Raw genomic sequence first — 19,782 nt, forward strand, 5'->3', positions numbered from 1 at the left:
TCGGAACGGGATTCCGCGGGAACCGGCGAGATCAGTCGAGTATCGCGGGCAGACCGTCGAGGCGGCGCATGAACGAACCGGGACGCCAAACGAGGTCCTCGGGGGCGGTCATGAGCCGGGTGCGCGGGAACCTGGTGAGCAGCATGCGCAGCGCGATCTCGGTTTCCAGCCTGCCGAGGCCGGCTCCGAGGCAGCGATGCGCCCCGTGTCCGAACCCCAGATGGCCGCGTGTGTCGCGTTCGATGTCGAAGGTGTCCGGATCCGGGAAGCGGGCCGGGTCGCGATTGGCCGCGCCGGGGGAGACCGCGATCATCTCGCCTGCCGGGATCTGCACACCACCCACGTCGACGGGCTTCTCACAGAACCGCGGGGGGAGCAGTTTGAACGGCGATTCGTAGCGCACGATCTCTTCGACGGCCTTGCCGAACAGTTCCGGCGCGGCGAGCAGCTTCTGCACCGTGTCCGGCCGGTCGAGCAGCAGGGCGAGTCCGCTCCCGATGGAGGTCACCGGTTCCGAGCCGCCGATGAGCATCACCACGTAGGTGGACGCCAGCTCGTCGACGTCCATGCCGCCGTCCGCTTCGTGAATCCGCAGCAGCCGGGTGAAGAGGTCGTCGCCCGGTTCCCGTTTCTTCACTTCGATCATGCGGAGGGCGAGTTCGTGCAGGCGTCGCGCGCCGTCTTCCGCCTCGGCGACGCTGTTTCCGGTGAGCATCGACATCTGCCAAGCGGGGAACTCTCCGCGCTCGTCTCCGGGAAGGCCGAGCAGGTCGGCGAGCACCGTCGTGACCAACGGCCGCGAGTACTCGGCGACCAGGTCGACAGGTTCGCCGACGGGCAGACGGTCCAGTAATGACGCGGCGGTGCGTTCGATCGCGGGGCGCAGCCGGGCCACCCGCGCCGGACTGAACTCGCCGCTCAACTGCGTTCGGAGCCTGCGATGGTCGGGACCGTCGCGATCGAGCAGACTGCGGCGTGACCGGTGCGCCAGTTTCGCGCTGTGCTCGGGACGGAGGATCGACTGCGGGACGACCTTTTTCCGGTGCTGGACGATGTCCTTGCACGCGTCGGGGTCGGCGAGGATCTCGCGGACGTCGGCGTACCGGGTGACCGCCCACATCCGGAAACCGTTGACCTGGACGGGTACGGCGGGGGCCGTCTCCCGCAAGCCGTCGAACACCGCGTAGGGACAGGCGGTGTATCGGGGTGTCGCGAGATACTTCGGCCGGTTCTCTGTCATGACAGCCTCCTGCTCGCGGCTCAGATACTGACTTCGGGATAGCCGCGCCGAGGCCGGGAAACCTCGTCGAGCTTGAGCCGGTGTTCCTCTGGCAGGCAGAAGTCCGCGCCGGCCAGAGATTCCTCGAGTTGTTCAAGGGTCCGCGCGCCGACCAGCGGTGCGACCACACCCGGGCGATCGCGAAGCCAGGCCAGGGACGCGACGACCGGGGTCACACCGAGTTCGTCGGCGACGGAAGCCACGACCTCGACGATCCGGGCGGCGCGGTCGTTCAGATGCCTGCCCACATACCAGTTGAAGAACCGGCTCCCGGCCCGCTCTTCCGGTACGCCGTGCCGGTACTTCGCGCTCAGCACACCCCTGCCCAAGGGGGCCCACGGGAGAATGCCGAGGCCCAGATTCTTCGCGGCGGGCACCACTTCGCGCTCGATGCCCCGCTCGAGCAAGGAGTACTCGACCTGGGTACTCGCCAGTGGCTGGCTGTTCTTGTCGACCTGCCGGACGGCGGCGACGGCGGTCTGCCAGCCCGCGTAGTTGCACACGCCGGCATTGCGTGCCTTTCCCGAGGCGATCGCCGTGTCGATGGCCTCCAGAGTCTCGTCGATCGGGACCTTCTTGTCCCAGGCGTGCAACTGCCAAAGGTCGACATGATCGGTGCCCAGCCGGGAAAGCGAAGCGTCCAGCGCCTTCAGCAAGTAGCCGCGCGAGGCGTCCGCGGTCGGCCTTCCGTCGACGATCACGCCTGCGGACTTCGTGGCCACGACGAGTGCTTCCCGCGGCAGACCGGCACCGAACAGCCGTCCGATCGTCCGCTCGGCCTCGCCGTCGCCGTAAACGTCCGCGGTGTCCAGCAGGTTGCCACCCGCTTCGAGATAAGCGTCCAGCTGGCTCGCCGCGGCATCGTGGTCGGTCGTCGTGCCCCAGGTCGAAGTGCCCAGGCCGAAGGGAGAAACGAGAAGGTCGCTTCGGCCGAGCCGGCGTGATTCCCTCATCGTGACGAAGCCTTTCGCTCGGAGATCCGGGTGTCGAGGTCGTCCTCGGCGTTGATGACCAGTCCGGCCAGGACGTCGGCGTCGCCCCTTGCCAACCGCACCAAGGCCTTGACGGCGGTGTCGAGTGGAGTGAAGGCGCCCGAGTCACGGGCTTCGATGGCCCAGCGGCCGAGACGGGCCAGCCAGGGATCGTCGGTGGTGCCGGCGAACTCGATACCGGCGCGGGTGAGCCCGGCGTCGACGATGCCGGGGTTGTAGCTGAGCACGGTGACACCGGTCGAGCGCAACTCGGCTGCGAGGTTCTCGGACAGTTTCAGCAGAGCCGCCTTGGACACCGAATAGGCGGTGGCGTACGGCCAGCGTTTGATCCCGGCCGGGCTGACGAGGTTGATGATCCGGCCGCGGCCCGCGGGGATCATCACCGCCAAGGCGGCCTGCGCGCTGAGCAGCGGACCGGCCACGTTGACCTGCTGGGTGCGCCACCAGGCGTCGAAGTCGATGTCGGCGGTCGGCCCGGCCGGGCCGGGATCGACGGCGTTGTTGACGAGTACGTCCAGACGTCCGCTGACGTCCATGATCCGCGCGACGACGTCCTTCATCGCGTCGCCGTCGGTGACGTCGGCGCGCACGGCCTCGACGAGAATCCCGTCCGCTGCCAGCTTTTCGACGGTTTCTTGGAGTGCCGCGGTGTCCCGTCCGGTGATGAACACCCGCGCGCCCGCCTGGCCCAGGGCCTCGGTGAACGCGCGGCCCAGTCCTTTGGCGCCGCCGGTGATCAGAACCGTCGAGTCCCGCATCGGGGTACGTCCTCCGTCGGTGTCGTCGAGCCAAACAGGGCAGATCCGGATCCGCGGGTCATCGCGAGCGCAGGATGGTTTCGACCGAAGCCACGAACTCACCGATCGCCGCGGGGTGGTGAAAAGCGCGGTCGTACACCACGTCGATGGTGAGTCGGCCGCTCATCGTCGACACGAACATCCCGGGGACCGGACCGTTCAGCGTCGCGGCGAAGCGGCTACCGGTGACGCGCAGACCCTCGGGCAGCACGGGATCCCGGATGGCGCCGATACTCGACACCATGATCGTCATGGGTGGGGGAGGGGCCGGCGCGTGGCACTGAGCCAGCAAGGCGCGCTGGGGTTCGTCGCGGTCGAGGGCCGCGCGCAGTTCCGTGGTGACCCGGAGTCCGACCTTGAGCGGTTCGTCGTCGGCGGCGACCGGGACGGTGACGGTGCATGGAAGGGCCCCGCAGAGCTGGGCGTCCGCATCGAGCGGGGGGACAAGCCGTTCGCGGAAGTCCACGGGGACGCACAAGGTGACCGGTAGCGGGCCGTCGGCTTCGGGGGACTTCGCCCGGACCGCTCCGGAAACCGCTCCACACAACAGACCCGTGACCGAAATTCCGTTCTCGCGGGCGAACGCGACGATGTCGGCGGTCGGCCCGGGCTCGAGTTCGAGAAGGTGCACGCCGAAGCCGGACGAAGGCGCGCCGGGACCGTCCGTGACCGTCAAAGGCTGTCCCCGCACACTGGGCGGCTCGGGCCACCCTCTTTCATAGCGTCCGGCGAAGAGTTCTTCCAGGCCCGGCTCGAACACCGGACGCGGCGCCGACGGCGGGGCTTCCCCGCGCAGCAGAGCGGTGTAGATACCCAGCAGGCTGTGCAGCAGGTTCCGCACCAGGCGACCGTCGGAAACAGCGTGGTCGACGGCGAGTGTCAGGACCGTCGCGTCCGCCGTCTCGTGCAGCGACAACCGGCTGATCGCCCCGTCTTCCAGCCGCCGGGCGATGTCGTCGCCGAAGGTGCCGGCGCCGCCCTTCACCGTCGGCATGCTGTCCCGCAAGCGCAGGCGGAAGCCGTCCGGGCTGCCCAGAATCCCGCAGCGCAACAGGGGGTACTCGTGGCCGAGTCGCTGCCACGCGCGTTCGAGTACGTCGGTCTCGAATCTCCCGGTGAAGGCGGTCCGGACCACGACGGGGCCGAAGCCCGCGAGGAGGAAGCCCGTCTCGCTGGCCGTCAGCGCCCGTTCGGTGGTGGTCATCGTTTTCCTGTCTTGCCGACCTGGCACATGGTTGTCGGCTCGGAACGTCTCTCATCGCCGGAACCGTGGTCAACGCCAAGGGAGTGGAACCTGCCCGCTTTTGGTCGAGAAATGGCCGATCGGGCGGCGCCGCCCGCATCATCGGACTCGCCGGCGACCTGCCGCAACGCCCGGTTTGGTGCAGGGGTCGTGAGTGATTTGGGTCGTTCTAGCCAAGGGTGTTTCAGGTACCTACGGCAGGTGAGCCCGGTAGCCGCCTGACCGTGAAGGACTCCTTGAGGGACTGTATTCGGTCACCCACTGGTGTGGGGCCCCACCCTCGGGCAGGGCAGGCGTAAGTGCACAACTGCAGGTCCTNNCTAGCGCAAGGAAGGGGGCCATCATGTACTTCACGCGAGCAAGAACCGCAGGTGACGAGTAGGTACCTAAGAGAGGGTTCGCTCTAACCCTCTTTGACACTCACGACCCCAAGCCAGTCCGGAACCGCGTCCGAAGGCTCTGAATCAGGGTGCGGAATCAGGTACTCCTTCGGCGGCCCGCGGCTCGCCGGAGGTCAGTTTCAATCCGATGACCCCGCCGATGATCGCCGCGAAGCAAACGCCTTTGAAGAATGTCAACGACTCACCGAAAAGCACGGATCCGAAGACCACCGTGCCGACGGAGCCGATACCCGTCCAGACGACGTACCCGATGCCGACATCGAGGTTCTTCAGCGCCACGCTGAGGAAGATGGTGGCACACGCGGCGGAGACGACCGTGATCAGCGAGGGCACGAGCAGCGTGAACCCTTTGCTCTGTCCCGTGCTCAACGTGAACACGATCTCGAACACCGCCGCGACCAGCAGCGCGGACCACGCGCGCAAGCCCGCCCGTGGGCGATCTCGAACAGGCACTGCCGCGACTTCCTTAATCGGCGGGCTCATCCGCCGACCGTGGCGTGCAGTCCGGCGATGCCCAGAACGATGAAGGCGAAACACGTCATGCGGATCGCGGTGACACGCTCCTGCAGAAAGATCCTGCCGAAGACGATCGCACCGATGGTGCCCCCGCCGATGAGGATCGTGTACGCGACGGCGACATCGATATCGAGCATCACCAGGCTCAGCAGGTAGATCACGATCGCCGAGCACAGAATGGAGAACACGGACGGCCATGGTTTCGTGAAACCTTCGGCCGCACGGGCGGCGAAGATGAAGGCGACTTCGAAGACGATGGCGATCCCCAGATACAGCCAGTGCATGACACCTCGTGCTTTCCGTGGTGGGGCGAACTGCCGCGGGCGCCGGCTCTCGGGTCAGTGAGCCCCGGACACGGCCGGGGATTTCAGCGATCGGGCGGCGGGGATCGGGTAGTGGCTCTCCGGTTCGAGCTCCATCAGGACCTTGTCCAGCAGAGTGACGGGATCGGCCTCGACGTGAACCCGGTCCCGGCTGTGCTGATGCAGAAATCCTTCGGTCACCATGTGGTCGGCGAACTGCAACAGCAGCCGGTAGTAGCCGTTCGCGTCCAGCAGGCCGATCGGTTTGGTGTGCATCCCCAGATGCGCCCAGGTCCAGACCTCGAAGAGCTCCTCCAGTGTTCCGGCTCCACCGGGAAGAGCGATGAACCCTTGGGAAAGCTGAATCATCCTGGCCTTGCGGACGTGCATGTCGGCGACCACATGGAGTTGGGTGATACCTCGGTGCGGTGCCTCGCCGCCGACGAAATGCTGGGGGATCACACCGATCACTTCGCCGCCCGCCGCGAGCGCCGCGTCGGCCACCGCGCCCATCGTGCCGTATCGCGCGCCGCCGTAAACGAGACCGAAGCCGCGCTCCGCGAGCAGCGTGCCCACGGCCGCCGCCTGACTCAGGTATCGCGGGTCGTTTCCCGTCGAAGAGCCACAAAAGACAGTGATACGCTTTTTCACGAGAACGCCTCCTGAGCCATTCCGCCGTCAGCGGAAGTCGCCACCGGCACTGATCGGCCGTGGAAGTCTGATATTCCAAGGTGAGACGGTACGCCGAAGTGTCGGCAATGCCGGAAAAATACTGCACGTTATCGCACTTTTGGTAGACGTCCGGCCACTGCCTTGCCTTCGTCGGTGTCCAGGCCGAGCATCGAGAGCAGACCGGTGCGTTCTTCCTCGTCGCGGGCGAGCCGGCAGACGATTCGAGCCGCGCGTGCCCGGATCTCCTCACCCGGGGAGTCCATGGACACTTCACCGCTGGTGCCCGGCAACCGGTAGACCGGTGCCCGACGGGGGGTTCCTGGCTGGGATCGGTGCGGAGTCTTCGCCATCGGCATGCCCTCGGTCGTGACAGTACGCGGTCCGGAGGTGGCGACAGCGCTGCCGAATCGGGTGATCTGGGGTTCTTGCACGGGACTGTACGAGCGATTTCGCGTTCGAAACCTCTCCCGGATGTGAACGTGTCCATTCGGGAATGATCGCGGGACAGGCGGGCAAGGTCTTGCCGGTCGCCGTCACCCCGCACACGGTTCCATGGGGCAGACCCGCTGCCCGAAAGTCTTCGCGTGGTGGTCTTTTGGAGTGCGACAAGGGTTGTATTGTTGCCGTAACGGTACGTGACTGAGGCAATTTTCTGGATCGGCAGGTAAAGGTCGATGTCCGTTAGTCTTTCTTTTCTCGAGTGGGACCATGAACTGGCGGCCGCCGAACGTGACTTCTATTCGGCGGCGATGGAATGGCACTTCGGTCCGGAGACAGGGTCGCAGTTCTGGCTGTCCAAGGCGGACTCCCTCGGCTTCGATCCGCGCCGAGACGTCCGCACCCACGCCGATCTACGCCGGTTCCCGAACGTGGTCGGCGAACTGCGGAACGTGCCGGTCGAAGCCCTGATACCGCGGGGATACGGTGACCGGCCGGATGTGATCGGCGCCTTCGACAGCGGTGGCACCACAGGCGCGCCGAAGCGCGTGCTGCTGATGTCGGACTGGATGCGGCATTCCTTGACGTGGAAGTCGCTGCGCATGGACGAGCTGGGATTCCCGCTCGAAGCCAACTGGCTGACGATCGCGCCGAGCGGACCGCATATCTTCGGCAGGTTGATGGCCGAGGTGACCCGGATGCGAGGCGGCATCTGTTTCACGATCGACCTCGATCCGCGTTGGGTACGCAAATCGCTGGCGCTGGGACGCACGGAAGAGGCGAACAGGTACGCCGAGCATGTGGTGGTTCAGGCGCAGTCGATCCTCGAACAACAGGACATCGGCGTTCTCGTCGTGACGCCGCCTTTGCTCGTCCGGATGGCCGAGTCCGACCGCCTGGTGGACCTCGTCAACGAGAAGGTGTCGGTGATCATGTGGGGTGGGGCGCATCTGGACGCCGACACCCGCGAGGTCCTGCAGGGTGAGGTCTTCCCGAAGGTACGGCTTTGCGGCCAGTACGGGAGCACCATGATCCTGGGCGGGAGCATGGAGCGCGCGGGTTCCCGAACGCCGCCGGGACAATGCGTGTTCGATTCTTTCTCGCCCTACACGACGTTTTCGGTCGTCGATCCCGACTCATTGACGGAGGTCGCCGAGGGCGAGCGCGGCCAGGTCGTCATGCATCACGTCAGCAAGTCCCTGTTGCTGCCGAACAACCTGGAGCGGGACCTCGCCACCAGGGTCGCCGCGCCGGCCGGCTCCTTGGGTGTCTCCGTCGCCGACGTCACACCCATCGCCGTTTTCGAGGACGCTCAGGTCATCGAAGGTGTTTACTGATGGCCGTCATTCCGCGCCTGGACGCGCTCGGCCCTTCGAATACCTTCCGGTCGCACCGTGTCGACGAGGTGACCGGTGTGGACGGGACCGCGCTCGCGGAACTCAGCCTGGCTCCCGGTCTCTACGTGAAGCGCAGTATCGCGAAGATGCGAAATGCGCGTCCGATGCCCTTGTCGGTACGGATCGACCGGATCGCGGCCGCGGGGGCACGGTTTTTGCGAACGGTCGACGGGGTCTCGCTGGACGAACACGAGCGACGGGTGTCGCAAGCGTCCGGCGTGGCGTTGTCCGTGGTCCGGGAGGCCTCCCAGGCCATCGTGCGCACCGCCGCGGCGGTGGGGGAGTCGGTACGGCGCGCGCGCCCGCTCGGAACCGATGACGATTGGCACGACGTCTCTTCGGCGGGAGCGGTCTGGACACGCCGAGGTGACGTGCTCGCGGTGCAGGCACCGGGAAATCATCCGGCGACCCACGCCGCTTGGCTCGAGGCGCTCGCGTTGGGATACCGAGTTGCCGTACGTCCGTCGCGACGGGAACCGTTCACCCCGTATCGCCTGGTCCAGGCTCTCCGAATGAGTGGATTCGGCACTGATCAGGTGACTTTCCTGCCCACGGACCACACCGTGGCCCGGGAGTTCGTCGATACCGCGGATCTGGCCTTGGTCTATGGCGGAAGCGACGCCGTGGCCAGGTATCGGGACCGGGGAGATGTGCTCGTGCAGGGACCGGGCCGCTCCAAGGTCTTGATCGCCGACGGCGATTGGGCCGAGCATGTCGAGACCGTGGTGTCGTCGGTGGCCGGCTTCGGTGGCACCGCTTGCGTGAACGCCTCGGCGGTTCTGGTCGACGGCGAAGCGGCCGCTTTCGCGAAAGAACTCGCCCGCCGGCTGGCTGAAGTCGCCGTGCTGCCACCGGCGAGCGACGCCGCTGTTCTCCCCGCGTTCTCGGTGGAACGCGCGCGGGAAATCGAGACTTACCTGCGGAGCGAGCTGAACGGTGGCGAGCTGCTGTCCGGCGGTGAGCTTCTCGAAACGTTGCCCGGTGGCGGTGCGGTCCTGCGACCGGCCGTCGTCCTGCTCGACCGTCCGGATCCGTCGCGGCTCGGCATCGAGCTTCCGTTCCCGTGCGTATGGGTCGCCCCATGGTCGCCTGCGGACGGGATCACGCCACTTCGCCACAGCCTGACCGTCACCGCCATCACCGGCGACGACGAACTGTTGGCGTCGTTGATCGAGGAAACCACCATCGGCAACCTGCACATCGGTGACCGGCCGACCCACGAGATGCGACCCGGCCTGCCGCACGACGGGCACCTGGCGGAGTTCCTGATGCGAAGCAAGACCGTGATCCGGGGCGACTTCGCCCACCACTGAGACGGCTTTGGTCAAGTCGGGAGGACCGAAAGTGTTGAGCAGCCAAGACGAACTCCGGTTGTACAGGGCGGCCTCGCTGGCCGCCCGGTCGACCGCCCCAGGAGCCCTTACCCGCCTTCTCGGGAATCCAGCCGCCGCTGACATCGACCATCGAGTCGAGTTCGATCACGTCGCGGTCCTCGTTTTTCCTGATTCCGTAACGGATGTCCGCGACTTCTTCGCCGAGGCAGGCTTCGAGACGGGGCCTTCCGTGCCGAGCCGGGTGGTCCGGTCCAGGCTCGCCGAGCGGCATCGTGTCGCCGAGGACGATCTGGACGTCACCATCGTTCACGCGTCGCCGATCACGGGCATAGGTGGCAACCTCGAGATCTTCGTCCTTCCACGCGGCTCGGCCGAGAGTGTCGCGCCGGGGCTCATCGAGCGTGAGCGCGCCAGGGAAGAGGAGGCCCATACCGGTTGGCTGGTCGCGGAGGGGGAACTCGAGCGAACCCGGCGGACCTGCCGGGACGTTCTCGGGATGGAACCCGACGGTGGTGGCCACAATCCCCATGAAGATCCCGGTACGGGCGGCCGGTCGGTGGTGTACTTCAAGGCCCCGGCAGGCGACAAGGGCTACCGCCCCCGGTTCGAACTGACCGCGCGTGGACACCACGCGGAGGTTCTCGCCGCGCACGTGGGGGAGCCGGTGTCGATGCCCGACGAGCACACCGCTCTGCTGTCGCTCCTCGCCGGCCACTGGTCGGCACGTGCTCTCCACGTGGCCGTCGAGCTGGGGATTCCGGACGCTATCGGCGACGAGGCGCTCGAGCCCGGGGAAGTGGCACATCGTATCGGTTGTGATGCCCGCGCCACCGCGCGTTTTCTGCGGTTCCTCGTGCGGGTGGGCCTGGTCCGGCAGCGAGCGAACGGGTGCTACGAGACGACGGAGAGGGGAAGACTCCTCCGTGCGGACAACCCATTCAGCGACTTGACCCGGCTCTACGGTAACGAATTCTACGACGCCTGGAACGATCTCACCGCGGCCCTGCGAACGGGTCGTACGGCCTTCAGTCATCACTATGGGGTGGAGCATTTCGACTATTTCGCCACCGCCCCGGAGTCGTCCCGGACCTTCGACCGCGCCATGCAAGCCGTCACCCGCCTCGTCGCGAAGGAGCTCAGCCACTCCTGTCCTTTCCCCGCCGAAACGACCGTGGTCGACATCGGGGGCGGCAACGGCACACTGCTACGTACGATCGTGGACGAGCATCCCGGCGTGGCGGGCGTGGTGTTCGATCGCGCGCACGTCATCGAAGCTGCGATGGCCGACCCTGACGGCAGGGTGCGCTTCGCGGCAGGCGACTTCTTCGAGGAAGTACCCGCGGGTGCGCAGACGTATCTGCTGTCCCGGGTGCTGCACGACTGGGATGACGAGGATTGCGACCGCATCTTGCACAACTGTCGCCGTGCTTGTGATGCCGGCACCAGGCTTCTCGTGGTGGAACGCCTGCTTTCGGGCGGCTCGCCGAGCCGGCCGGCCGATCTCGCCGAACCCTGGGATCTGCAGATGCTCGCGGTCACCGGTGGCCGGGAACGTGATCGGACGGAATACGAAAAGCTCCTGCACGGATCGGGTTTCCGTGTCGATCAGGTGATCGCGATGCCGGTGGATCTGAACCTTCTCGTCGCCACCGCGATCTGATCCACCGCAGAACTCACCTTTCGCGGGACTGCGTCGTCGTAGTGGACAGAAGATCCACTACGACGAAGGAGATCGCGATGGACACCCGGCTCGACTACTTCCGCAACCCCGTCGGCGGAAAGTTCATGAGGACCATCATTTCGGCCGGGAGAGCGCTGGCCGACGCACCCCTGTCGCTCACGACCCAGGAACTGGTGCGGATGCGCGCGAGCCAGATCAACGGTTGCGCCGTCTGCCTGGACATCCACACCAAGGAGGCCGCCGCCGCGGGCGAGTCGGACGTGCGGATCAACCTCGTCGCGGCCTGGCGCGAGGCGACGGTCTTCAGCGAAGCCGAGCGCGCGGCGCTGGAGCTGACCGAGCAGGCCTGCCGGATGGCCGACAGCGCGGGCGGCGTCACCGATGAGGCATGGTCGAACGCCGCTCGGCACTACGACGAGGACCAGCTCGCCGCGCTGGTGGCGGTGATCGCGCTGATCAACGCCTTCAACCGGGTGAACGTCCTCGTGCAGAACCCCGCCGGGGACTACCAGGCGGGGCAGTTCGCCTAGCGACCGTGACGCCGGGCCAGTGTTGCCGACACGGGCCCGGCGTCACGGTCACTCACCCGTCCACGGGCGGAGCTTCTCGGGATTGCGGACACCCCAGATGCGCCGGATGGCGCTGGCGGTCGCCGTCCTGTTCACCGGATGGACGGTCGCCGTCGTACCGGGCGGCGGTGGGGCCGAACGCGGCTGGAACTTCGCGAAGGCTGTCGTCGGCAACGCGTATCCGATCGGTTTCTCGTCGCGGTGCTCGTCGTGGTCAGGGGACCCTCCTGGTGTATAACGCCATACACGCCGGGAGAAAAGAAGTCATTTGTCGGGATTTGGCGCCTTTTCTTGACCCTCCTGCGTATACAGCAAAAAGAACGCCAAGATGGCGAGAATCCCGGCGACGTGGGTGCCGAACGCCGTCACGATAGATCCAGAGTGGGCAGCAGGTAGTTAAGAGGACGACAGGGAGGAAGATCCGCACTGGATCGACCTCGGCGATATCCACCCGGCGCGGTACCGCGCCGGGTGGAGAGCATGAGCCCGGCCGTCTTCTCAAGGTCTCCTTGCTTACCCTGATGGCATCGCCGCCCCGTCTCACACCTTGATCAACGGAAGATCCGGGACACTGAACGTCCCTGATCTTCCGTTGATCAAGTTCGTGCCGATTACGACCTGGGGACCGGCGCCCGCGCAAGCCCCACGCCAGTAGGCGAGTTGTAGTCAAGTGCTCCTCCTCAGGCTCGGCGCATGCTGACTGTCCATCAGGGACTGCCGGGCAACTCCGTGTCTGATTCAGGCCAGGTTCCGGTAACCAGTCCGCACCCGTGGGAGGACACGCCGTATTTGGCCCCGTCAGGGGAGCGCCTGCGTCGTCTACGAAGCTTTGGCAGCGGGGGACGGGAGCGAAGTGGCGGCCCGCATGCGCAGGCACATCGAGACCGCGCGTCCTGGAAGACCGGAAGTCGGTCGAGGCGGCCGAACTCTACGCCATCCGCTGGCCCCATTAAGTGTATAACGACCTATACAGCAAGGTTGATTTGAAGTTACATCAAATTTTTTAAAAGAACAGCTAAGAGCAGGGGAAGTCTCAACTTCAGTCCTAAGTGACAAGGTAGGCAACGAGGTCCGTGAAGGCCTCTTTCCCTACCTTGAGAGTAGGGAAAGAGGCCTTCACGGACCTCGTTGCCGCTACTTGAGCAGGGCGAAGAAGAACGCCCCGATGTCCTCAGCGAGCAGGTCCGGAACCTCCATCGCGGCGAAGTGACCACCGCGCTCGAACTCCGACCAGTGCCTGATGTCGTACAGCCGCTCCGCCAGCGGCCGGACCGACTGCGTGATGTCGGTGAGCATCCGGTCGTCGCTGATCGGCGGCGCAACGTCGTCTCGCTGACCACCGCGGGCAAGCGGCGGCTGGAGAAGCAGCTCGTCGAACGTCAGTAGGAGCTGTTGGACCACCACGACCGGCAAGCGACATACCCCTAGAAGCCTTGGACGGCGATGGCTTCGGAGCCGGTGCCGCGGACGGCTTCGACGGTCTTCTCGGCGTAGGCCGCCGAGGTTCTTGGCGCCGGGGTCCCAAGCTCGGGGTTGTGGCCTTTCCCACGTGTTCCGGCGTGCGAATATCCCCGACAATACGGCGGAATCACACCGTATTGTGGACACTCGTTGCCGTGCTCCGAGAAGTCGATGATCTTGATCAGCCCGCCGATGCCCCTGTGGTGCCCGGGTCCGGGCGTCCGGCGCGTGTGGTCGAGAGACTTCTCGATCGGCTGGCGTGGTCGCCGTATCCGAAGGCGATCGTGCTCTACCTGGTCATCCGTACGGCCAGTGTCCAGTTGCTCGCCCTGTTGGCCGCTCGGCGGGGCATGACGCTGTCGGATCGGCTGACGGCGTGGGACGGGCAGTGGTATCTGCGGCTGGCGGTGCACGGGTACGCCGATCTGCCGGGGACGTTGGACGCGGCGCGGCAGCCTTATTCGGACGCGCCGATGGCGTTCTTCCCGTTGTATCCGAAGTTCGTCGAGGCCGTGATGTGGCTGGGCGTGGACGTCGTGTCCGCGGCGCTGACGGTGTCGGTGCTGGCGGGTCTGGTGCTGGCGTGCGGGTTGGTCCGGATCGGGCGGGCGGTGTCGTCGGATCGGGGTGACCGGCCGGGGCTGCTGTTGGTGGCGCTGTGGGCCGGGGCGCCGATGGCGATCGTGTTTTCGATGGCTTACACGGAGGCGGTGTTCTGCGCGTTCGCGGTGTGGGCGCTCGTCGGGGTGCTGGAGCGGCGCTGGGTGCCTGCCGGGTTGTGCGCGTTCGCGGCCGGGTTGTCGAGGTCGACGGCGGTGGTGCTGGTCGCGGTGGTGGTCATCGCGGCGTTGGTCGCGGCGTTCCGGCGGGCCGAGGAGCGGTTGCCCGCGTTGCTGGGTGCGGTGGTCGCGCCGCTGGGGGTGGTGGGGTATCTGGGGTTCGTGGCGTACCGGACGGGGAGCTGGACGGGCTGGCAGGACATCGAATTGCGGGGTTGGAACACGGAGTTCGATTTCGGGGTGGAGACCTGGGAGTCGGTGCTGGCCCGGTTGACCGCGGACGAGTCGGTGTTCAGCACGCTGACGGTGTTGTTCCTGCTGGGCGCGGTGGCGCTGGCGGTGGTGGCGGTGTGTACGCGGGTGCCGTGGCCGTTGACGCTCTATGGCCTGGGTGTGCTGTTGCTGGCGATCGGGACGCGGGGGTTGCCGGACGCGAAGATCCGGTTCATCCTGCCGGCGTTCCCGGTGCTGATCCCGATCGCGGTCGGGTTGTCGAAGCGGCGGACGGGGACGGCCGTGGCGGCCGTGGTCGCGTGGGTGGTGCTGGGGGCGTGGTTCTCGGCGCATGCGCTGACGGCGTGGCGGTACGCGATTTAGCTCGCCTGCCGGGTCCGGTGGTCGGCGACGTGGACCCTGGTGGCGCAGCGGGTGGAGCAGAACCGGCGGCGTCCGTTGCGGGAGACGTCGACGTAGACGGTGTCGCAGCCTTCGCGGGAGCAGACGCCGAAGCGGTCCGGGGCGTCGCAGACGAGGTGGGCGAGTCCGCCCGCGGTGTAGGCGCGGACGCGGGAGACGGTGCCGGCTTGTGCGTCGACGTAGTGCAGGTGGGGTGCTTTGCCGTCGTGGGTGGAGATGTAGGGCTTGGACGCGGAGTCGTGGAGGAGTGCGTTGACCAGGTCGACGCGTGCCGTCGGGGCTGCTTCGAAGACCTGTCGAAGTCTTCTGGTCCAGGTGACGATCTCGGTCGCTTCGGGCGGGAGGACGGCGGCGACGGTCATGCGGTCTTTGAAGATGGCGGTCAGTTCGGCCGGGCCGGCGGTGTCGCCCAGGTTGACCAGGTCGGCGGCGATTTGAGCCGCCGCCCCGCCGTAAGGGTTGAAGTGCATTGACTCATTACAGCACGATCGGGGTATGGAATCGAACGAGTGCCCGCGGTGTGGGTGGCCGCTGGCCGAGCTGCCCGGAAGTACGGCCAATTCCCAGCGGGTCTCCCAGGGGAGGCTGGAGTACGTGCGGTGTCTGTGCGGGAGTTGGCTCGCGCGGGTCGACGGTGTCGTGGTCGGGGCGACGAAGTCCCAGCTGGGGCAGGCTCAGTGCTGACGGTGGCGCGCGTCGGCGAGCAGTTGCGCGAGGGCGTGTACGGGCGAGGTTTCCAGCTTGTGCCGGTGCGCGTCGTAGCGGTCGCGGGTGGTGCGGATGTCGGCGTGGCCCAGCAGGTCCTGGACTTTCTGGACCGGAACGTCGTTGGCCAGCAGCAGGGTTCCGGTGGTTCGCCGCGCGGTGTGCGGGGAGATGGTGTTCGCGGCGTCGAGTCCGGCGGCGCGGGCCTGTGTCCGGAGGAGGAACCAGACGTCGCGTTGCGCCAGCGGTTTTCCGCCGGGTTTGGTGCTGTCGTAGCGGTGGGGCATAGTCGCGAGCAGCGGGCCGGTCAGCTCGTCGGGTCGGACGCCGACGCGGGCGGCGCGCAGTTCGAGGTAGCGGCGCAGCGGGTGCTGGGCGGCGGGGACGAGCGGGACGAAGTCGCGGTGGCCGCCTTTGGCGGTGTAGCGCAGGATCGTGTGCCCGGCGTCGGTGTCGAGGTCGCGCACGGTTGCGGTGGTCAGGCCGGAGACGCGCAGGCCGGTGTAGAACAGGATCGCGACGACGGCGGCGTCGCGCCAGGACGGTTCGGTGTCGTTGGCGCGCGCCCGGTTCTCCATGTGGTTCAGCAGTTTCGCCGTCGATTCGCGGTCGAGTGCGGGCAGCGGCGGGGTTTTGCCGGTTTTGGGCCGGTTGACCGCGGAGACCGGGTTGCGGTCGGCGACGTCGTTGGACTGCAGGTACCGGTACCAGCTGGAGATACCGGCGAGGGTGCGCGCGATGGTGGAGTCGGCCGCGGGCCGGGGCAGGCCGTCCCTGCCGGTGACGGTGAGGGTGTTCTTCCAGGCGTCGACGTCGGCGCGTCGGGCCTGGAGCGGGTCGAGTCCGGTGCGGGCGCACCAGCCGAGCCAGGCGGAGAGGTCGGCGTAGTAGGCGCGACGGGTGTGGTCTGTCTTGTCGGTCTCGAGCCAGAGCGCGGTGATGTGCCGGATCGCGTACCGGTCGAGGGGATCGGCCGGGGGGAGCGCGGGCAGCAGCGCGACGGCTTCGGCGAGGATTTGGCGCCGGTTCTCGGGCCTGGTCTCCGGCAGGTGCGGCGCGGCGGGCACGAGTTCGGCGGGCATCGTGATCATCCTAACGCAGCGCGACCTCCCGCGATGCCTGGTGTTGTCACCGGGCGGACGGCTCTATCTGTGCACTTTCCTCCTGTGCCGGGATCCGCGGGGTATGGAATGAATGTCTGCCCGCGCGCTGGGGAATCCGGCGGTGGCGCCGATTCCGGCCCCGCCGCCGGGTTTCCGATTCGCCGGGGCTCAGGTGTAGTAGCCCTCCACCGGGACACGGGCCTCGTCGAACAACGCCGGGCCTTCCAGGCGCACGGCCGGTGCGGTGGACGGTGGCTTGAGGGCGGTCACCTGCTCCCCGGACAGGGCGAACACGACCCGGCCCAGGCCGGAGCGTTCGATGGCGCCCTGGCACATCCCGCAGGGCTGGCAGCTGGTGTACATCGTCGTCGCGGCCGCGGCGGCGGGTTCGAGTTCGCGGGCGGCCCACACGGCGAGCTTCAGTTCCGGGTGCAGGCTGATGTCCGATTGGGACACCGAGGTGTTGTGGTCCTCGGCCAGCACCGTGCCGTCGGGTCCGACGAGCAGCGAGCCGAACGGCGGGTCGCCGTCGGCGCGGGACTTCGCGGCCAGTTCGATGGCGCGGCGGAGGAACTTCTCGTCTTCTTCGGTCATGATCGCTCCTGTTCTGGCCGGTAGCGGCCCAGTTCCCAATGTGCGGCTACGGTCGCCAGTGCCTGCCAGGCGGCTTCCGGGCGGAGGGTCTCTTCGGGGTTCCCGGAGAACGGGTCGAGTACGACCGTGTCGGCGCCGAGGTGGCGAAGGCGGTCGAGGTCGTCGACGATCTGCTCGATCGTGCCTTCCCCGGCGAGCCGGTCCGGGCCGCTGACCGGGCGGTCGGTGAGGTTCAGCAGGATCCGCGGGGTGAACGCGGGGACGGGCCGGTCTTGCGCGTCGGCGATGGTCTTGACCCTGGTGAGCGCTTCGGTGAGCCAGGGGAGGCTGGTCCGCAGCGGATGCCAGGCGTCACCGACGCGGACGGCGCGGCGGATCCCGGCGTCGCTGTTGCCGCCGACCCAGATGGGGATGTCACCGGCGCGGTAGTCGGAGTCGTTCGCCCAGGCGGCGCGGACGGCGTCGAGGTGGCCGTCGGTGAGCCGTCCTCGCTTCTCGAACGGGACGCCGAGCGCTTCGAACTCCTGGCGGGCCCATCCGGACGCGACGCCCAGCACGAGCCGTCCGCCGCTGAGCTGGTTGAGGTTCGCGGCCATGCGCGCGATCAGCAGGGGATGCCGGTACGGGACGATGAGCACGGTGGTACCCAGCCGGATCCTGTCCGTCACCCCCGCGAGCCACGACAGTGTCGTGAACGGCTCGTAGAACGGCGCCGGATACTGCTCGGCGACGTCGGGGGTGATCGCGACGTGGTCGGACACCATGAGCAGGTCGTAGCCGAGGCCTTCGACGGTGGTGGCCCAGCCGCGGAGGATTCCGGGATCGGTCCCCGGGCCGAAATTCGGGACGTTGACGCCTATTCGCACAGGTCAAGGCTATCGGCGCGTGGCGCGAGCCGGGAAGAGATCATTCCCGGTGTAACGGCGGTTGCGCCGTGGATCTGCCGGTATTCTCGCCCGATGACCGAGACTCTCGACGCGACGGACTGGGCGATCCTGGTGGAGCTGCAGAAGGACGGCCGTCTCCCGCTCACCGAGCTGGGCAAGCGGGTCAGCCTGAGCGCGTCGGCCACGACCGAACGGGTCAAGCGACTGGAGTCGGCCGGGGTGATCACCGGCTACCGCGCCGACGTCGACCTCGAAAAGGCGGGATACGTGGTACTCGCGGTGGTGCGGCTGAAGTATCCGGGCAGCAGGCACGCGCCTCTGCACAAGCTGCTTGCCGAGCGGACCGAGATCCTCGAATGCCTCCGTACGACCGGTGACGACTGCTACGCGCTGAAGATCGCGGCGCCGTCGATGGGGCGGCTGGAGGAGATCGTCAACGAATTGGCGCTGTTCGGGAGCACCAACACCAACATCGTCTACAACCAGACGCTGCCCTACCGGGGTCCGCAGGGCCCGTGACGGGTGCCCTCCGGCCCCCGGGTAGCAGCCTCTTCGCCGGACTAGCGCACGACGCCTTCCCCGAACCACCGGCGCAGCGCGCCGCGCAGTTCCTCCTGACCTTCACCGACCCACGCCACGTGGCCGTCCGGCCGCAGCAGCATCGCGGGCGCCTCCAGCACCTCGCTGACGTCGACGACGTGATCGACCCGGTCTCCCCAGTCCTCCACCGAAAGCCGTCCGGTCTGGTCGAGCAGCAGTCCGCGACCGCCGCGCATGAGCCCGTAGAGATGCCCCTGCTTCAGTTCGACGTCCCGCATCCGGCGGCCCAGCAGCTCGTGCCCGTCGCCGAAGTCGTAGCGGATCGCGGTCGCGGTGATCTTCTCGGTCAGGAACAGGCTCACGTCCTCGAATTCCATGAGTTCCGCCAGCAACCTCCGCACGGCCTGGGATCCCGGATCGAGCGACATCAGCTGCATCTGCGCGCGGGTGTTGTCCAGTACGGCGGCGGCCACCGGGTGCCGTTCGGCGTGATAGGTGTCCAGCAGGTCTTCCGGTGCCCAGCCGTTGACCGCGGCGGCCAGTTTCCAGCCGAGGTTGAAAGCGTCCTGGACGCCGAGGTTGAGCCCTTGCCCACCGACCGGCGGGTGGATGTGCGCCGCGTCGCCCGCGAGGAACGCGCGCCCTGCCCGGTAACGTTCGGCCAGCCGCGTGGCGTCGCCGAAGCGGGAGAGCCAGCGCGGCGAGTGCACGCCGAAGTCGCTGCCGGCGACGGCTTTGAGCTGCCGCTTGACCTCGTCGAAAGTGGGCGGGATCCGGGGATCCTGGGCCAGTCCTTCGGCGGGCACCCCCACCCGGTACACGCCGTCACCGAGTGGGGAGAGACCGAACCGCAACTGGGTCTTGCGGACCTCGGTCATCACGGCGAGCACCGTTTCCCAGTCCTCGGTCAGTTCCATCTCGCCCAGCAGCGTCTCGGCGGTGGCCGGCTCGCCCGGGAAGTCGATCCCGAGGAGTTTGCGCACCGTGCTGCGGCCGCCGTCGCAGCCGACGAGATAGCGGGCGCGGAGTGTCGTCCCGTCGGAGAGTTGGACGTCGACGCCGTCCTCGTCCTGGCTCAGGCCGACCAGCTCCCGGCCGCGCCGGATGTCGACGCCCACCTCGGCGGCGTGGTCGCTCAGCAGCCGGTCGGTGACGGTCTGCGGGATGGCGAGGAGGTAGGCGTGGGCGCTGCCCAGTGGCGGTGCTGATTTCGGGATGCCGGCGAAGGAGCCGCCGACGGGATGCTTCGTGCCGTGTTCGAGGAAGCGCTCGAGCAGGCCTCGCTGATCCATCACCTCGATGCTGCGGGCGTGCAGGCCCATGGAGCGGACGACCTTGGTCGGTTCCGCGTCTTTCTCCACGACGACCACCCGGACGCCGTGCAGGCACAGTTCGGCGCCGAGCATCATGCCGGTCGGTCCGCCGCCGGCGATGATCACGTCGATCAAGATTCCCC

Annotated in this window: 20 protein-coding genes and 1 pseudogene; 7 read left to right on the plus strand and 14 right to left on the minus strand. The window is 67.4% G+C overall.

The window, feature by feature from the left end:
• Positions 1-31 precede the first annotated feature (31 nt).
• The 8 genes from AVL48_RS08950 to AVL48_RS38925 all read right to left on the minus strand — a co-directional run bounded on the left by AVL48_RS08950 (position 32) and on the right by AVL48_RS38925 (position 6,465).
• Positions 32-1,240, minus strand: a complete 1,209-nt coding sequence (locus AVL48_RS08950) for a cytochrome P450 family protein (protein WP_061989980.1) — start codon at positions 1,238-1,240, stop codon at positions 32-34.
• 20 nt (positions 1,241-1,260) lie between these two features.
• Positions 1,261-2,232 (minus strand): aldo/keto reductase, encoded by a 972-nt coding sequence (locus AVL48_RS08955; RefSeq protein WP_061989978.1) that lies wholly within the window; start codon positions 2,230-2,232, stop codon positions 1,261-1,263.
• Complete coding sequence (locus AVL48_RS08960; RefSeq protein ID WP_061989977.1) at positions 2,229-3,029, minus strand: SDR family NAD(P)-dependent oxidoreductase; 801 nt, start codon at positions 3,027-3,029, stop codon at positions 2,229-2,231. The genes AVL48_RS08955 and AVL48_RS08960 overlap by 4 nt, the downstream gene beginning before the upstream one ends.
• Before the next feature lie 58 nt (positions 3,030-3,087).
• The gene (locus tag AVL48_RS08965; RefSeq protein ID WP_061989974.1) at positions 3,088-4,272 is read right to left on the minus strand and encodes a phthiocerol/phthiodiolone dimycocerosyl transferase family protein; all 1,185 of its coding nucleotides are present in this window, start codon (positions 4,270-4,272) and stop codon (positions 3,088-3,090) included.
• Between the two features lie 503 nt (positions 4,273-4,775).
• Positions 4,776-5,165: a DMT family transporter gene (locus tag AVL48_RS08970; RefSeq protein WP_244162640.1), complete on the minus strand. Its 390-nt coding sequence runs from the start codon at positions 5,163-5,165 to the stop codon at positions 4,776-4,778.
• Positions 5,166-5,191: 26 nt separating this feature from the next.
• A complete protein-coding gene (locus tag AVL48_RS08975; RefSeq protein ID WP_061989970.1) occupies positions 5,192-5,512 on the minus strand; it encodes a DMT family transporter in 321 nt (106 codons plus the stop codon).
• Between the two features lie 54 nt (positions 5,513-5,566).
• A complete protein-coding gene (locus AVL48_RS08980; RefSeq protein WP_061989968.1) occupies positions 5,567-6,181 on the minus strand; it encodes an LOG family protein in 615 nt (204 codons plus the stop codon).
• A 128-nt stretch (positions 6,182-6,309) separates the two neighbouring features.
• A complete protein-coding gene (locus AVL48_RS38925) occupies positions 6,310-6,465 on the minus strand; it encodes a hypothetical protein (protein WP_156515760.1) in 156 nt (51 codons plus the stop codon).
• 411 nt (positions 6,466-6,876) lie between these two features.
• Between AVL48_RS38925 and AVL48_RS08985 the strand changes: the two genes are divergently transcribed.
• From AVL48_RS08985 to AVL48_RS09005, 5 genes are all read left to right on the plus strand, one after another.
• The gene (locus tag AVL48_RS08985; RefSeq protein ID WP_061989966.1) at positions 6,877-7,977 is read left to right on the plus strand and encodes an AMP-binding protein; all 1,101 of its coding nucleotides are present in this window, start codon (positions 6,877-6,879) and stop codon (positions 7,975-7,977) included.
• Complete coding sequence (locus AVL48_RS08990) at positions 7,977-9,350, plus strand: aldehyde dehydrogenase family protein (RefSeq protein ID WP_061989963.1); 1,374 nt, start codon at positions 7,977-7,979, stop codon at positions 9,348-9,350. Before AVL48_RS08985 ends, AVL48_RS08990 begins: the two co-directional genes overlap by 1 nt.
• Before the next feature lie 517 nt (positions 9,351-9,867).
• Positions 9,868-11,031, plus strand: coding sequence for an acetylserotonin O-methyltransferase (locus AVL48_RS08995; protein ID WP_244162641.1), 1,164 nt, complete (start codon positions 9,868-9,870; stop codon positions 11,029-11,031).
• Between the two features lie 77 nt (positions 11,032-11,108).
• The gene (locus AVL48_RS09000; protein ID WP_061989960.1) at positions 11,109-11,582 is read left to right on the plus strand and encodes a carboxymuconolactone decarboxylase family protein; all 474 of its coding nucleotides are present in this window, start codon (positions 11,109-11,111) and stop codon (positions 11,580-11,582) included.
• Positions 11,583-11,664: 82 nt separating this feature from the next.
• The gene (locus tag AVL48_RS09005; protein ID WP_143104985.1) at positions 11,665-11,859 is read left to right on the plus strand and encodes a hypothetical protein; all 195 of its coding nucleotides are present in this window, start codon (positions 11,665-11,667) and stop codon (positions 11,857-11,859) included.
• A gap of 896 nt (positions 11,860-12,755) precedes the next feature.
• On the opposite strand, the pseudogene AVL48_RS38930 reads toward AVL48_RS09005, so the two are convergent.
• Positions 12,756-12,908: pseudogene (locus tag AVL48_RS38930) on the minus strand (epoxide hydrolase); the annotation flags it as partial.
• Positions 12,909-13,312: 404 nt separating this feature from the next.
• On the opposite strand from AVL48_RS38930, the gene AVL48_RS09015 reads away from it, so the two are divergent.
• Positions 13,313-14,458, plus strand: a complete 1,146-nt coding sequence (locus tag AVL48_RS09015) for a hypothetical protein (RefSeq protein ID WP_244162642.1) — start codon at positions 13,313-13,315, stop codon at positions 14,456-14,458.
• On the opposite strand, the gene AVL48_RS09020 is transcribed toward AVL48_RS09015, so the two are convergent.
• The 4 genes from AVL48_RS09020 to AVL48_RS09040 all read right to left on the minus strand — a co-directional run bounded on the left by AVL48_RS09020 (position 14,455) and on the right by AVL48_RS09040 (position 17,765).
• Positions 14,455-14,967 carry a CGNR zinc finger domain-containing protein gene (locus AVL48_RS09020; protein WP_061988115.1) on the minus strand — a complete coding sequence of 171 codons (513 nt, stop codon included), beginning with the start codon at positions 14,965-14,967 and terminating at the stop codon, positions 14,455-14,457. The genes AVL48_RS09015 and AVL48_RS09020 overlap by 4 nt on opposite strands.
• Positions 14,968-15,171: 204 nt before the next feature.
• Positions 15,172-16,284, minus strand: coding sequence for a tyrosine-type recombinase/integrase (locus AVL48_RS09030; RefSeq protein ID WP_158070236.1), 1,113 nt, complete (start codon positions 16,282-16,284; stop codon positions 15,172-15,174).
• Positions 16,285-16,473: 189 nt separating this feature from the next.
• Entirely contained in the window at positions 16,474-16,899 is a 426-nt protein-coding gene (locus tag AVL48_RS09035; RefSeq protein ID WP_061988111.1) for a nucleoside deaminase, read from the minus strand.
• A complete protein-coding gene (locus AVL48_RS09040; RefSeq protein ID WP_061988109.1) occupies positions 16,896-17,765 on the minus strand; it encodes an LLM class flavin-dependent oxidoreductase in 870 nt (289 codons plus the stop codon). Before AVL48_RS09040 ends, AVL48_RS09035 begins: the two co-directional genes overlap by 4 nt.
• Before the next feature lie 93 nt (positions 17,766-17,858).
• Between AVL48_RS09040 and AVL48_RS09045 the strand changes: the two genes are divergently transcribed.
• Positions 17,859-18,305 (plus strand): Lrp/AsnC family transcriptional regulator, encoded by a 447-nt coding sequence (locus AVL48_RS09045; protein WP_061988107.1) that lies wholly within the window; start codon positions 17,859-17,861, stop codon positions 18,303-18,305.
• A 41-nt stretch (positions 18,306-18,346) separates the two neighbouring features.
• Here the strand turns inward: AVL48_RS09045 and rox are convergent, their stop codons facing one another.
• Positions 18,347-19,774, minus strand: a complete 1,428-nt coding sequence (gene rox, locus AVL48_RS09050) for a rifampin monooxygenase (protein WP_061988106.1) — start codon at positions 19,772-19,774, stop codon at positions 18,347-18,349.
• Between the last annotated feature and the right edge of the window lie 8 nt (positions 19,775-19,782).

This window comes from Amycolatopsis regifaucium, assembly GCF_001613935.1.
Classification (GTDB): Bacteria; Actinomycetota; Actinomycetes; order Mycobacteriales; family Pseudonocardiaceae; genus Amycolatopsis; species Amycolatopsis regifaucium.

What these genes read in the sequence shown, in the direction of transcription:
- AVL48_RS08950 (WP_061989980.1), bottom strand. Translation starts at nt 1,240, where the DNA reads ATGACAGAGAACCGGCCGAAGTATCTCGCGACACCCCGATACACCGCC.
- AVL48_RS08955 (WP_061989978.1), bottom strand. Translation starts at nt 2,232, where the DNA reads ATGAGGGAATCACGCCGGCTCGGCCGAAGCGACCTTCTCGTTTCTCCC.
- AVL48_RS08960 (WP_061989977.1), bottom strand. Translation starts at nt 3,029, where the DNA reads ATGCGGGACTCGACGGTTCTGATCACCGGCGGCGCCAAAGGACTGGGC.
- AVL48_RS08965 (WP_061989974.1), bottom strand. Translation starts at nt 4,272, where the DNA reads ATGACCACCACCGAACGGGCGCTGACGGCCAGCGAGACGGGCTTCCTC.
- AVL48_RS08975 (WP_061989970.1), bottom strand. Translation starts at nt 5,512, where the DNA reads ATGCACTGGCTGTATCTGGGGATCGCCATCGTCTTCGAAGTCGCCTTC.
- AVL48_RS38925 (WP_156515760.1), bottom strand. Translation starts at nt 6,465, where the DNA reads ATGGACTCCCCGGGTGAGGAGATCCGGGCACGCGCGGCTCGAATCGTC.
- AVL48_RS08985 (WP_061989966.1), top strand. Translation starts at nt 6,877, where the DNA reads ATGTCCGTTAGTCTTTCTTTTCTCGAGTGGGACCATGAACTGGCGGCC.
- AVL48_RS08990 (WP_061989963.1), top strand. Translation starts at nt 7,977, where the DNA reads ATGGCCGTCATTCCGCGCCTGGACGCGCTCGGCCCTTCGAATACCTTC.
- AVL48_RS08995 (WP_244162641.1), top strand. Translation starts at nt 9,868, where the DNA reads ATGGAACCCGACGGTGGTGGCCACAATCCCCATGAAGATCCCGGTACG.
- AVL48_RS09000 (WP_061989960.1), top strand. Translation starts at nt 11,109, where the DNA reads ATGGACACCCGGCTCGACTACTTCCGCAACCCCGTCGGCGGAAAGTTC.
- AVL48_RS09020 (WP_061988115.1), bottom strand. Translation starts at nt 14,967, where the DNA reads ATGCACTTCAACCCTTACGGCGGGGCGGCGGCTCAAATCGCCGCCGAC.
- AVL48_RS09030 (WP_158070236.1), bottom strand. Translation starts at nt 16,284, where the DNA reads ATGCCCGCCGAACTCGTGCCCGCCGCGCCGCACCTGCCGGAGACCAGG.
- AVL48_RS09035 (WP_061988111.1), bottom strand. Translation starts at nt 16,899, where the DNA reads ATGACCGAAGAAGACGAGAAGTTCCTCCGCCGCGCCATCGAACTGGCC.
- AVL48_RS09045 (WP_061988107.1), top strand. Translation starts at nt 17,859, where the DNA reads ATGACCGAGACTCTCGACGCGACGGACTGGGCGATCCTGGTGGAGCTG.